Raw genomic sequence first — 13,400 nt, 5'->3', positions numbered from 1 at the left:
TGGCGTTCGAACAACGACCACGTTCTAGCACTTTGATGCTGTTGGAGCGGGCCGTTCCACCACATCAAGTTTTATCCGGTCCTGAGTTCGCCCCGGCTGTTGGATTTGCTCGGTTGGGCGGTGGCAGCGGCGGGAGCTGGCGCGGAGCCATCGGCATAGCGCAGCGCCAGATCCCGTCGCGGGTTGCAGGTGAAGGCAAACTCCGATGGTGTTTTCCATCCGAGTTGCGAGTGAGGTCGCGTATCGTTGTAGTCGGCCCGCCAATGTCCGAGTTCGACGCGGGCCTGGGCCAGCGACGTGAACAGCGTCTCGTTCAACAATTCGTCTCGGAGACAGCCATTGAAGCTTTCGATGAAGGCATTCTGCGTCGGCTTGCGGGGCGCGATGTAATGCCAGTCGACACGGCTCTGGTCGGCCCATGTCAGGATGGCGTTGCTGGTCAATTCGATGCCGTTGTCGCTGACCACCATTTTGGGCTTGCCGCGCTCAATCATCAGCCGGTCCAGCTCCCGCGCCACCCGGGAGCCCGACAGTGAGGTGTCGGCCACCAACGCCAGGCATTCGCGCGTGCACTCGTCGACCACGGTCAGGATGCGGAAGCGGCGGCCATCGGTGAGCTGGTCCGAGACGAAGTCGAGCGACCAGCGGTCATTCGGCGCTATCGGCACCACCATCGGCGCCCTGGTCCCGAGCGCCCGCTTGCGGCCACCACGGCGACGGACCGCGAGCCTCTCTTCCCGGTAGAGCCGGAACAGTTTCTTGTGGTTGACCAGATAGCCCTCCCGCCTGAGCAGAACATGCAGGCGCCGATAGCCGAAGCGACGGCGCACCTCGGCAATCGCTCTCATGCGTTGGCGTAGGGCCGCGTCGTCCGCCCGGGTCGTCCGATATCTGATGGTCATGCGGCAACAGCCGATGGCTTTACACGCCCGCCGTTCGCTCATCCCGTGGGCGTCCACGATCGGCCAAAAGCCGCTTCAGCCGCGTGTTCTCATCCTCCAGCGTCCTCAGCCGCTTGGCCTCCGAGACCTCCATCCCGCCAAACTTGGCTTTCCATTTGTAGATGCTGGCATCGCTGACGCCGTGCTTCCGGCACAGATCGGCAACCGACACGCCAGCTTCGTGCTCCTTCAAAATCCCGATGATCTGCTCTTCCGTAAAGCGGCTGCGCTTCATGCTCTGGTCCTCATATCGGCCAGAGCGAACTTCAATCTGGATTAAGTCCACGGGGCAAGGTCATACGGCATGACGCTCGCGAGGCGCTCACCTTTTGCTGTCGAGTAGGCCGAGGGAGTTTCACCCTCGGCCGCTCACAGATCCGGACGTGATACTCTCGCATCATCCGGCTCCTGTTATCCAACCGTAGCCCGTCCAAGCTTTTGCCAATGGACAAAGAGCTTTGGATTTTGCTTCGCCATCTCGTTGAGTTTCCGCAACGACCGTCCCCGATGGCCCTTCAGTTGCTTGTACTTGCACCGAAGCCACGCGCCGAGGCGCTCATCGAAGTACTCATAGAGCCTACGCAGTTCCGTCGGGTAGAATCGCCCGTAGTATTGATCCCAGCCCCGAAGGACGGGGCTGAGACTACGCGCGATGTCTTCAAGCGGAAGCGGCGAGTGCTGAGGCAAGCGCCATCCTCGAATGCGAGCCCTCATCTCCTTGAGAGAGTTCGGACTCACGCCCGGAAGGAAGCAGGTGAAGATCCTGCCCCACCGGTTCTTCGCCATACGGGGGCGGAAGCTAAAGCCCAGGAAGTCAAAATGGATCTGCGGGTAGGACCGCCGTCGATTGCTGTCAGCGCAGTAGACCACTTTAGTCTTCTCCGGATGCAGCAATAAATGGCAGTCAGCAAACCGTCGTTCCAGCGCCGATTTGAGTTCCTCCGCTTCCTGCCGCGTGCGGCAATGGCAGATGATGTCGTCGGCGTAGCGTTCGAACGGAATGTGGGGATAAGACCCCTTCATCCAAACATCGAACACGTAGTGCAGGAACAAGTTTGCCAGGATTGGACTGACCACACCCCCTTGAGACCTGCCTGTCGTCCTCGCCCGAACCGATCCATCGGGCATCTCGACCGGAGCCTTAAGCCACCGCTCAATGTAGAGCCGGATCCAGTCAGCTTTCGTGTGTCGATAGACCGCGCGCATCAAGAGTTCATGATCGATCGTGTCGAAAAAGCTCTTGATGTCGAGATCTACGACCCAGTCGTGCTGCCAGCACCGCTTACGCGCCTGCTCTATGGCCTGATGGGCCGATTTTCCGGGCCTGTAGCCGTAGGAGTCCGGATCAAATTCTCCATCCAACACCGGCTCCAGACACCGTTTGACCACCATCTGGGCGATACGGTCCGCGACCGTCGGTATGCCAAGAGGACGAATCCCACCGCCGGCCTTAGGAATCTCGACCCGCCGCACTGGTGGCGGGAAGTAACTTCCTGACACCAACCGATTCCACAGCCGGTAGCGGTGGTTCTCAAGATCGCCGGCAAAGTCTTCGAGACTCTGGCCATCGACGCCCGCCGCCTTTCCCTTCTTCACAAGCTTATAGGCTTCCCACACCATCCGCTTGGTGATGGGCAACGGTTTGCCGGAGTTCACCGTGCTCCTCCCGGTCTTCCCGGTTGGCGCAGTGACGCCGGCAGGATAACGCAACCCCTTTGCTCCACGGCCATTACAGCCGCTTCCTCACTATTACGGGTTGCTCCGCCCCTGACGCATTGCGTCAGGTTCCGACGTTCCGTGTTGAAGCCTGTGACGAGATCATGCCGCCTATGCACCGGCTGCCGCGTGGGCCGTAAACAGGCTCCGCCCACACTCCTCCGAGCGCTACTACCCCACGCCCGTCTTGACAGCATCTTGAACCCATTTCGATACGTCATCGGCGGTTCGCTTGCACTCATCTTCTTGTCACTTACCTGACGGTTTCATTCACCGCCTTTTTCCTCATCGCTCACCACCGCGCCTTTTGAACGCGGCAGCATGAGGTGGTTTGAAGCCTGCCCCTGAAGGCCGGCTCCGGGAGGCCAAACTCCCATCTTCAACACAGCATCACCGGCGTCGCCGCCGGTGTTCGTTGCACACGGTAATGCGGGTTTTGTTTCCGACAGGAATGTCGCGACTCCGACGTCGCGCAGCGGCTCCGTTTGACCAACCCATCAAATGAAAGGCGCTGCCGACAGTTCTACCTTCTGGCATGTAGCTTGCTGCGTGGGCCGAACGCGACCTTGCCGTTCCGAAGATACACGAGCAATCAATCGGCCGAGTGGTCGCGACGCAACGAACATCGTTCTCCTACCGCCCTATGAAGAGAGGACTGCTAGCTTATGAGTGATAGGAGGCATGCAAAGCTTGGCATATTTCTGTTGGCCGGCGCTCAGCGCAATGAGACGTACATTCGCGCGTAACAAAGCCCCCAATGATCAAGCATTTCGGCGCCGATCGTCCCTCCTTGCAACCGCAGAGAAGGTGGAACTGGGAGCTCCTCGTCGCACTTCTCATAAATGCGGTGCTTTGGGCTGGAATCTACTTGGTCATCACAGCCTTCTTCTGACAGCCTCCCGTGCATGGCGACCGCGCGAGGCTTCTAGGGCCTATCGCATGCTGCAGCCGCCACGGCTGCGAATAACCTGATGCCGGCGCGCAATTCGCGCTGCGACCTGGATTTAGAGTGCGCTGCTCCGGCGACCGCAACAGGAATTCCGACGCATAACCCAGATGTCTGAAATGAAAGACACTGATATGCCGTTGCGGCCGCGGCTAAGTGCCAAAAATGACCAGTAGCAGCTCGACGTACCGCGCAGGTGGCATCCGGGCTTCCTCGTTAGGCGCAACGGATTGACTGCAAGTGAGAACTGGTACTCCGCATTACCGTTATGTGAAAGCTAGCTTTCGAGAAGCTGACGAAGCAAAGAGACCTGAAGGAACGTTGGGCAAGCGGCCGGCTCCGCCCTCACGTCCTATGGCATAGGACGGCCCGGCCGCCTCGCTCCTCGCTCCCGCAACGCTCGGAGCAGGCGGGATTGACTTGCTTGTTGAGCGATATCAGCCTCGCCCTTGGGTTGGGTATAGTTCAAAAGGCTGAAGCCTTGATTGGCCGTAGCAGCGCTTACAGCTCTTGCTCAGGCCACGTATCGTCCTCATTTTTGCGCATCCGCCACACGAGGGCGCGCTGCGCTAACTTGTCGTATTCGAAGGCAATCTTAAGCAACCTGTCTTTTGCTTTCCCGTCAACGAGCGCTGCCGCCTTCTTTCGCGTTGCTTGCGCGCGGCCTCGCCAGTGATCGGGTTGGTAGAGTTTGCTTTTCGGATTCATGCCGAGAGCATGCAATTCGTAGATCAAACAATTGCGACACCTACGCTCCGTATCATCACGTAGGAGCGACGCTCGTGGCTCGGCTGCCGAAGCGGTCGATCCCTAGTCCACAGCCCCCGACAGCTTTAGACCATCGGTCTTATGAAGAGACTTTGAATCGCATGCATCGTTAGATTGTACGAGTTGGGACAAGTGGGGATCACCACTGAGAGCCAGGGGATTCCTGACATCACGACATTTGCGAATGCTTCAAATATGTACGCTAGCCCAGGACGACGAAATAGAGAGCCTAACACCATCCGGTGCAGGCCTACCCCCGATTCATCGAATGTCATTCCCGGCGGATGACGGGCTCCGTACAATGAGAACCGCAAAGTAGAATAACGAGCTTGCCGACAGCCAGCTAAGCAGATCCGCAGCTTTCCGGTTGGCAGATGATGCGCTCCGCACACAGCAAGAACAAAACGTCACCCCACCCGAATTGAAGGAATGTTATGATTCAGAAACAACGAACTAAGTTGGCTTCGGACCTCGGACTTCGCTACGGCGCCATCGCTCTTGGCCTGGCAATGACAACGGTCATGCTCGCGCCAGCCAACGCGCTTGATCAAGCGCCGACCGCAGAGGAGAAAGAGGCCTGTATGGAAGACGTGTTACGCCTTTGTAGTAGTCACATACCAGATCGCTTTGCTATCACTGTCTGCCTCAGATCCAAGCAAGATCGCCTCAGTCAGCAATGCCGATACGTGATCTCCGGGCGGGACATCGGCAATCAGAGCAGCAGATCGAAGTGAAGGTGCTACGACTTGTCCGCCCGGCTCCTTACCAGAAGTCGTCCCAGCTCACGTGCAGCACATCGCACGAAGGTTAACCGGCGGCCCCCGCCACGGCGGCGCCGGAAGCCAAAAGCCTTGTGACCCTCCTAATATCGCCGGCAAGCAGGCTCGAGACGACGCTATTGTTCTGGTATCAAGCGACTGCAGTCCTCTGACCAGCCGCCGGCGTCCTATCTAGGGCACCATCGAATGGAGAGGGCTTGACCCTCACGTAGCGTCAGGTTGTAGCGTCGCCACAGATGCTCACGTTTCATCTGTCGGCCGCCTGTTGGACAAGTGCGGCATAGCGAGTGCGAATAGACAGGCAGCTGCAACAAGGCACTCGGCTGCAAAGACGTCTGGCTGAACGGTCGCAGCTCAGATTGGACAAGGGACGTGCACAGTTCGATGGAACCGCTCAAGTCGATCATCGCGAAAGTTGCCACGGGCGCCATACTGACGCGCGAGGAGGCTGCGTCAGCGTTCGACAGCATGATGTCGGGTGACGCAACTCCCTCGCAGATCGGTGGCTTGTTGATTGGGATGAGAGTCCGCGGCGAAACAGTCGAAGAAGTCACCGGCGCCGCGTCCGCAATGCGGAATTTAATGCCCAAGGTGGAAATGCAATGCGACCCCATCGATATCACTGGTGCGAGCGACGGGGCGATGCGTCCGCTCAACGTATCGACGTGCGCTTCCTTCATCGTCGCCGGGGCCGGCGTTCCTGTCGCCAAGTATGTTAACCGCGCTGCGACTTTGCGTTCAAGCACCGCAGACGTGTTGGCGAGTCTAGGCGTAAAGGTCGATCTCAAGCCTGATGCGATCGCACGTTGTGTGCACGAAGCCGGCATTGGCTTCATGTTTGCGTCAGCCGGCTATCCTGCGATGCAGCGCATCAGCCAGATCCGAAGCGTGCTTGGAACCCACACAATGTTCAATCTAATCGAGGCTTTGTCTAATCCGGCCGGCGTCAAGCGGCAGATCCTTGGAGTTTTCGCTCGCAAATGGGTGCAGCCATTGGCGTACGTCTTGAAGAACCTGGGTGCCGATTCGGTATGGGTTGTTCATGGCTCGGACGGGCTCGATGAAATATCCCTCGCCGGGACAAGCTTTGTTGCTGCGGTCGAGGCCGGTACAGTCCGCACGTTCGAAGTGACGCCGGAAGAAGCCGGGCTCCCCCGCTACCGCGCCGATGCGCTGGAGAGCTGTGATTGCGAGTCTCATGCCATTGCGTTAGAGAAAGTGCTCGACGGCCTCCCAGGCCCTTTTCGTGATGCCGCACTTTTGAACGCGGCGGCGGCACTGGTGGTGGCCGGTCGTGCCTCGAACCTACAGCAAGGCGTGGCACTTGGCCAAGAATCACTTGATCACGGCGCTGCAGCCGCCCGGCTGACTCGCTTGATTGCGGTTTCAAACGCCTAAAGCTGAGCTGGCTGAGGCTCGACTAATGCGATCAAGAGTGCAGCTTACGTGCGCAAGAATATTGCAGCTGCAAATGCGCGCCACTTCTGCGGAATTTGAGTGAGCGCCGCTGACGAAACAACTCGCGCTGAGCAGGTGTCCGACAGCCACCCCTTTGCCGACTAGAGGCTGTTCTCGGCCCGGTTGCTGAGGTGAGGACCCGCGGCGCAACGTGCGTTACGCGCCAAAGGAGACAATGGATGATGCCCTGGCAGAGGATGGAAACACTGGGAACGATCGCAACAATAGAACACATCATCCGGAAGTTTCGGGAATTGATCGATACAGATAGCTCCATCCCGCCAGAGCTGCGGCGTGCGCTGCACGATACCCTGGATGAGCATCTTTTCGAGGCAAAACGACGTGTTCTGCTGAGAGCGCATTAGGTGCGCCGTTGCCGCCTACATGCCGAGAGACTGGCAGGCCAGCGTGGCGCTTTACGCAAACGCCAAAAACACTTGCCAAGCTTGGCTTCGATATCTCGCCTTCTCAGACTGACCGCCGATGGTGATTCCCGCATACGCCCCCTGAGCAACTCCAAATTTCGCCGGAAGCGAGCGGCGACGTGCGTTGGGTACGCCGCCGACGCGTTCGCTGGATCTCTCCTCAATGGCCCTCATTAACTGGGGCTCGCCCCCCTCACGGCGGCGCTACATGTTCGCGATAGCCCCTTGGGGGACTGCTTGGGCCAGCATTACCTTGGTCACGTTTTCATAGGCCGCAAAAAAGGGGCTTGAATCTGACGTAACGTTAAATCGTACGCTCTCGGGCGTGGCACCTATCGTGTGAGGGACTGCGAATGCCTCAGCTGGTCATATCCGCTGACCGATGGCCGGTCATGCTCCTCATTGTCTATAGTCCCTCGCTCGGGAGGGCTGTGCAGCGAGTTCCGATCGCGGCGCCAGAGCTCGCACGTAGCTCTAAATGGTTCGGCATTTCTGATCCTGACAATATGGCCGCCGGCGGCCACTTCGCCACGGGAGCCGATAAGGTCAGAATTGATCGACGTGGAAGTCTATCGGAAGCGCTTAGGTGGCGCCCGCTTCCTGAAGCTGCTCGTCTCGCGCAGCAACGCACAAAACTCAGTTCGCCGAACCCGCCACCTTCAAGCTCCTTTCCGCACCTGGCAAGGCGTTTCGACCGTGCAAGGTTTGGCAGATGGTGAGCCCGCGCGGGTTTCGACGAGTGGCCCGCGCGGGCGACTCCGCGTGACCAGCGCGGCATCGGAAGAAATTGTTTGGCAGGCTGGAGCAGCAAGTTGAAAGACCGCGATGGCCTTAAGAAGGTCCTGTTAGTTCATCATGTTGAAGGCCAGTGCCGTTGCATCATCGGTTTCAAAGATGGAGATATGAGAGCGGCCTATATGTGCGGCGAGCCTGTATATCAAAAACGCGGCAAGAAGACCTCTTCGTGGTGTGCCGATCATTACCGGAAGATGCACACCGCAGCTGAGCAGAGCGGAGTGATCGATCGATCGGCAGATTTCCCTCGAGCGATATCCATCGTTCGCACCCCATGACAGCCATTAAAAGAAGGCTTCCGCCAAGACCGTGTGAGCACAGCCTGTACAAGCGCCAGCCGAAGCATATGACCGGGGCCTCGTCAGGATTTGGGGGGCCGTTGCGGGTGGCGCAAACAGAATGCGCGGACCTGACACGCATGAATAGCAAGCTGAATTTTTCCACCCCGGCCGAGGGAAGCGCTACCTATACCTTTGACAAGACCGCGATTCATTTCGAACGGAAGCCGTCCAGCTATGTCATCCTCAATCGATACATTGAGCGGATCGCTCGCGCCTTGGAGAGCCAGTTTGGTGCCCTGAGAGGAGCCCGACTCGAGATCCCCAGCCTCGCCGGCGACAATGGACACTGCGAGGCCGATGGATCTATTCCGCTTCACCGCGGCAAAACAACTCTCGATTATTTCAAGCGAGAATATCTTTCCAGCAAGAATAGAGCGAGTGCTTACGGAACATCCAAATGTAGCCGAATGCTGGTCGGTCGAGCCGTTGCTCGATGGGAAGACGCACCCGCCGCTTATGTGACCAAGCGGCGGCGACTGCCGGATCGAGGCGCAAGCGCTGATCGCCCATGTTTGGTCAGAGCCCGTTTATCGGGCTCTGCGAGATCATTTCATACGCGGCCGAGCCATAAATTGAGATCGGCAGATTCGAGGCGGGCCGTTCTCTCCCGCTGCATCGCAGGTGACATCGAGATGGCGCAAATTCTCCCCTCTCCCAGAGCCTTGCCACGGCATGGCAACGACTTCGTGGTTGCCATGACGATCCCATCCTGATCACGACCAGATGTCCGGAGGTCGAGAATGCCGCGAATCCTGATTATGAATGCCGGTACGCCTCAGATGTCGGGCGCCCACCTAACAAAAGCTCAACTTTCGCTGGCCGCCAACTCGGCATTTCGTTCAGCGTGGTTTGCTCAGGAGGGCGACCTGATAGTCTCTCCGGTAGTGATCCCGGCCGATCTGTTATCCTTCATTGGCGGAACGCTCAATTTCCATTCATCGGCTCTTCGCCTGCTTGTACCTGCGAGCCGCCAATCGACAATCCTCGATGATTGTACGTTACTGTCCAAAACTGTTGTCGAGCGGCTCAAAAGACATATTCGCCAGAAATCAGACTGGCAATTGTATCCCTGCTACTCTACTGAAGGCGTCGCACGCTTGGCGGCCATTCTAGGCATACCGAAGACCGGTGACGACTTCGCTTTGCAGCGCGGGCCTGATCTGTTGAATCGCAAGAGCCACTTCCGTCAATTGGCAACAAGCGTTGCACTTCCGCTCCCCCATGGATCAGTCGCGACAGACCCAAATGGACTGTTCAAAGCCGTCACCTCCCTCAAATCCGAGACCGGCACGGTCATTGTAAAGTTGGATAATGGAGCTGGTGGAGTTGGAAACGTCATCCTGACCAGCAATAAGAGCGATCCGCTACCTGGAGCCAGAGATACTCGGTGGGTTTCGTGGCCGTCGTTTGATCCCGAAGCATTGTGGTCTGAGATGACAACAGCCTCGTGTAAGACGCTGGTCGTGGAATCGTACCACTTGGCCCGATCTTTATTCTATCTCGAGTATACAATCCAGGATGATGCATCAATCGCTTTTGTCAATAGTGGAAGCATACGTCTGCGTAAAAGCGCAGACCGATCCGAAAGAGCTCTGATCCGGACGGGACTTGAGCTTCCAAGCGACTTGGAGGAAGAGCAATTGTTAGCTGCCCAGGCCCATGCCTACCGTTTTGTGGCACTCGCGCGAGACCTGGGGTATCGCGGAATGATCAACATCGACGCCATTTTCGCACAAGACGGGCGGTTGCTGTTCAATGAAGCGAACGGCCGCTGGGGTGGCGGCTCGGTGTTACACAACATTGCCGTCCGGCTGCTAGGCGTCGACTATTTCGGCTGTAACGTTATTTTATCTGTGAGAAATGTGCGATCAGCATCCTTCCGGGCGGCGCATGATCGTCTCGTCAAGGATGGACTTATATTCGACCACACACGTAAGGAGGGCGTGATCCCGCTTGCTGCCGATGAAAAGGCTGGCACTGTGGAGTGCGTTGTGATTGCGCCGAACAGGCCCGCGGCCCACGATCAGCAACACCGACTATTGAAGTCGTAGCAAACATCGTCAGCCGCTCAATTCATCGCTTCGAAGCCTGGGATACACCATCGCGCACCGGGAACGCGCGCCTCCCTTCCTTCACGTGGCGACGAAGGTGCCCCAATCACCGAGCAAGCTTTGGTCGGACGATGAATGGTGGCCCTATGAGAGTGCTCTTGTTCGTCCCGGACGAGACCAGCGGTGCGCCGAAGCTTGTACAGCGACGAGCGTCATGGCGTAAGGCTGCCAGCGCAGTTGCCGACCCCAAAAGCTAATCGCATTGCACGTCCTGCTTGGCCGATTTGCGACGCCTACGTTGAAACTCGACAATACGATGGGCGATTGCACTCGCTGGCTTGGGTTTATGCGAGTTTCACTATGAAATAAGCGGCCCCAAAAGACCGCACTTTGCCGGCACGTAAATTGCTGCATAGGAGCAGGAGTTGCCGCAAAGAACGCGGCCGCAGCAGCTATCTTCGGAGCCCCAATGAGGCTGATCCGATTGATCTTGTTCGACTTGGCTTTGATTCTGCTTGCATCTGGAGTTGCAAAAGCCATGAATGTGGCCGCTGGCGCAAGTTCCGCATTTGTCAGGCAGACTGCTCTGCGCGAGGTGGCACCGAGCTCCAAGCATGGTGGTCCCTACTACAGCCAAACGCCGCTCGTTCCCGGGCAGCCGCCGGACAACCCCGGTCGGGACCAGCTGGCTGACAATTCCGCGGGGATGCAACCCAGCTTTGGATGTGTGGTCCGTGAGTCCCGACGCCCGACTAGCTATATCTTCGATAGCACTGAGAGGCTCAATCTCCCGCCCCGTGTGATGCCGTCGATCTGCAATCCTATCGCCTCGCCTCTCAGCCTCCTACCTGCGGGCAGCGGAATGGTCATCATGGCCTTTGCGACCACTCTCCTCGTGATTGTGGTGATTGTGGTGGAAATATTCGGCCCATTGTAACGGCGTGAGGCCCCAACCGCTCCCCTTTCGGCGCCCGCGATACAGCTCGGCATGAGCGGATCCGTGGAGGAGGAACGATGGCAAATACCATGCTCGAGCCAGTAGCAAGGTGATCGTCGCGTCGAGGTGATCACTGGGATCGTCGCCGACGATGGACGGGCGAGGAAAAGGCCCGGATCGGGGCGCAGAGCTTGGAGTAACAATGACACGACCAAAGCGATCACTTCATCGCCACAGCCAAGCCCTAGATCCACAGGCTTGTGCTGGCCTGCCTGCTGGATCATCTCGCCAAGCGCGTCCACGAACTCACGCCCGGAATTGGTAACCTCAGAACGTCGCTCATGCCCCATGAGCGAGGTCGGCCATCCGCTCAAGACGCCCAACTAGGGGCCGTCACCGGACGCGTACGATCAATGTAAGCCATCGCTTGCGACCAGACTCGTGTCGGACCTCACGAAGGACCCGCAAGATGGGAAAGCCATCAATTCCCCGGAGAGCTCGCTCAGCCCACGATTTGCAGAGACCCATACCAGGCGCGGCACGCTAGGGCCGAGCGTTAGAACCCTCGATGATCCGGCGGTTCACGCCGCTGCGTTTTGAACAGAAGTATACGAGGGATCGGCGCTCCCCGCTTGATACCGGCTTTACCTCATGCCGGACCTTACAGGTTGTGACAAGCACAGCGCCAAATGGCGGCCGGAATACGTGTTGTTCGTACCCGGTTGGATATACCACGAATTCACCGCCGTCGAAGTCTCTCGCTAGCTGCACAATCACCGAGTACTCGAAATCCGGATCACTCGCCGCATCCAAATGAATGCCGATAAAGGACCCCGGCGGCATACGATGCATCTGGCATCGGCGAACCACGTAATCTGCGGATGCTCCGAAGATCTTTCTTAGCGCGAAGCTGCGATCTCTACTTTCGAGCAGCTCCATGATCTGACCCGAAGCAGTACCACTCACGTTGCTAGGCGCGTGGCCGGGCGGGTCTACCCTCACGCGCTGGACAAAGACGCTGTGCAAGTCGCCCGCATCTCCCTCCCGCACTTCTTCTTCCGGAATCTCAGCCTGCAGCTGATCGATCCTGGCTATGTCGTCTTGAGTGAATAACATTTGCGGGGCGATTACGACGGACCCCTTTACTAGCAGCTCAATCCGGTACTTTGTCAGGACTTCTTCTGAAAGAAGACAGGATTTATCTTTCATTGCGCGCGCCATTCGAGCTCACTCCTTTGATCTTCGAAGCATGACTCCGGGTCCTGCTGCATTGACAGGAATGCTTGCTCCCAATGCGCGCCATCGAACTCAGATATTCTTAAGTGCTCGATGGTCTTTCTATCCAGACATCGGATATTTACGCTGTACCCGGAGGGATTCGACCTCGGCCTATAGAATGGCTTTACGCCACAAAGCCGGCAAAACGTGTGCCGCGCAATATTCTTGTTGAACTGGTATGTCGTGAGGAACTCTTCGCCGCACTCGATGCGCAGCTTATCGCCAGGTACGAGCAAGTGGACAAATCCAGACATTTGACAAATTGAGCAATTGCATCGAACTGCAGAGAGCTCTCGAGGTGCATTGACGTAGAATTTGATAGCGCCGCAATGACAACGGCCATGATGTTGCATCTCGGAGTGATCATCTCCCGTACGCGCCGCCGTTCCGAGCAGATCGCGACACCACTGGACGCTGAGCCGATAGGCTCGGCCGAATTCATTCAAAAAGCGATCATTAAGGCCAGGCTGCACAAGTTCACCAATCAGCCGGCCTGTCATTTCTCCGTGGTACTTCTCCGCGGGATCTTCTCCGCCGACATGGCCGCGAAAATACTCAAGATCGTCCGGCCGCGCCTTGAAGGTTTTGACCAGAGTGGTCCACAGCGACTGGATCATGTCTGCAGCATGGAGCTCAAAGGCGACCATGTAGGCGCAACGAACCAGGGGGTCTTTCGATGACAATCCGGCATAGAGAGAATGCAGGTACTGCTTCGTCCTGTCGCTATAGTTGGGCCTTATCGCTCTGCCGAGTAGTCGTGCAGCATCCTTTCTCAAGAGGTTGGAGTGAAAGTTTTCTGTCAAAAGAATATCGGGCAACGCCGCCTTGCCGCCCCGGAGAATCCCGCCATGGCCACCGGTCTCATCCCAGCAGATAAAATTCGCGACCACGCTGGTCAGTTCAATGTCCCTCCCAATGTCCCGATTTTGATGCATTGCATCGAATATGAGGTCCCTTTGCGACCC

General features: G+C 57.7%; 10 protein-coding genes and 1 pseudogene. 6 read left to right on the top strand and 5 right to left on the bottom strand.

Annotated features, from left to right (window positions below):
- Positions 1 to 71 precede the first annotated feature (71 nt).
- The 3 genes and pseudogenes from IF809_RS36635 to IF809_RS36625 form a co-directional block, all read right to left on the bottom strand.
- Positions 72 to 1,176 (bottom strand): annotated as a pseudogene (locus IF809_RS36635) (IS3 family transposase).
- A gap of 176 nt (positions 1,177 to 1,352) precedes the next feature.
- Entirely contained in the window at positions 1,353 to 2,597 is a 1,245-nt protein-coding gene (gene ltrA, locus IF809_RS36630; protein ID WP_014497798.1) for a group II intron reverse transcriptase/maturase, read from the bottom strand.
- Positions 2,598 to 4,104: 1,507 nt separating this feature from the next.
- Positions 4,105 to 4,338 carry a hypothetical protein gene (locus IF809_RS36625; RefSeq protein ID WP_014497799.1) on the bottom strand — a complete coding sequence of 78 codons (234 nt, stop codon included), beginning with the start codon at positions 4,336 to 4,338 and terminating at the stop codon, positions 4,105 to 4,107.
- A gap of 1,196 nt (positions 4,339 to 5,534) precedes the next feature.
- On the opposite strand from IF809_RS36625, the gene trpD reads away from it, so the two are divergent.
- The 6 genes from trpD to IF809_RS36595 all read left to right on the top strand — a co-directional run bounded on the left by trpD (position 5,535) and on the right by IF809_RS36595 (position 11,157).
- On the top strand, positions 5,535 to 6,548 hold the full coding sequence (gene trpD, locus IF809_RS36620) for an anthranilate phosphoribosyltransferase (RefSeq protein WP_014497800.1): 1,014 nt from the start codon (positions 5,535 to 5,537) through the stop codon (positions 6,546 to 6,548).
- A gap of 239 nt (positions 6,549 to 6,787) precedes the next feature.
- A complete protein-coding gene (locus tag IF809_RS36615) occupies positions 6,788 to 6,973 on the top strand; it encodes a hypothetical protein (protein ID WP_014497801.1) in 186 nt (61 codons plus the stop codon).
- A gap of 872 nt (positions 6,974 to 7,845) precedes the next feature.
- The gene (locus IF809_RS36610) at positions 7,846 to 8,106 is read left to right on the top strand and encodes a hypothetical protein (RefSeq protein ID WP_133415003.1); all 261 of its coding nucleotides are present in this window, start codon (positions 7,846 to 7,848) and stop codon (positions 8,104 to 8,106) included.
- 140 nt (positions 8,107 to 8,246) lie between these two features.
- On the top strand, positions 8,247 to 8,882 hold the full coding sequence (locus IF809_RS36605; protein ID WP_223153701.1) for a hypothetical protein: 636 nt from the start codon (positions 8,247 to 8,249) through the stop codon (positions 8,880 to 8,882).
- Between the two features lie 27 nt (positions 8,883 to 8,909).
- On the top strand, positions 8,910 to 10,220 hold the full coding sequence (locus IF809_RS36600; protein WP_028143989.1) for a preATP grasp domain-containing protein: 1,311 nt from the start codon (positions 8,910 to 8,912) through the stop codon (positions 10,218 to 10,220).
- Positions 10,221 to 10,689: 469 nt separating this feature from the next.
- Entirely contained in the window at positions 10,690 to 11,157 is a 468-nt protein-coding gene (locus IF809_RS36595; protein ID WP_018647484.1) for a hypothetical protein, read from the top strand.
- A gap of 543 nt (positions 11,158 to 11,700) precedes the next feature.
- Here the strand turns inward: IF809_RS36595 and IF809_RS36590 are convergent.
- Positions 11,701 to 12,378: a 2OG-Fe(II) oxygenase gene (locus IF809_RS36590; RefSeq protein ID WP_014497804.1), complete on the bottom strand. Its 678-nt coding sequence runs from the start codon at positions 12,376 to 12,378 to the stop codon at positions 11,701 to 11,703.
- On the bottom strand, positions 12,363 to 13,400 hold a 1,038-nt coding region (locus tag IF809_RS36585; RefSeq protein ID WP_462839929.1), incomplete at its 5' end, for a GFA family protein. The genes IF809_RS36590 and IF809_RS36585, both read right to left, overlap by 16 nt.

This window comes from Bradyrhizobium sp. UFLA06-24 (assembly GCF_054967145.1).
The sequence above is the reverse complement of the archived record's forward strand: the minus strand, read 5'-3'. Positions and strand labels throughout refer to the sequence as shown.

Excerpts from the sequence above, each read along its gene's own strand:
- IF809_RS36600 (WP_028143989.1), top strand. The coding sequence starts at position 8,910 with ATGCCGCGAATCCTGATTATGAATGCCGGTACGCCTCAGATGTCGGGC.
- IF809_RS36615 (WP_014497801.1), top strand. The coding sequence starts at position 6,788 with ATGATGCCCTGGCAGAGGATGGAAACACTGGGAACGATCGCAACAATA.
- trpD (WP_014497800.1), top strand. The coding sequence starts at position 5,535 with ATGGAACCGCTCAAGTCGATCATCGCGAAAGTTGCCACGGGCGCCATA.
- IF809_RS36590 (WP_014497804.1), bottom strand. The coding sequence starts at position 12,378 with ATGGCGCGCGCAATGAAAGATAAATCCTGTCTTCTTTCAGAAGAAGTC.
- IF809_RS36595 (WP_018647484.1), top strand. The coding sequence starts at position 10,690 with ATGAGGCTGATCCGATTGATCTTGTTCGACTTGGCTTTGATTCTGCTT.
- IF809_RS36605 (WP_223153701.1), top strand. The coding sequence starts at position 8,247 with ATGAATAGCAAGCTGAATTTTTCCACCCCGGCCGAGGGAAGCGCTACC.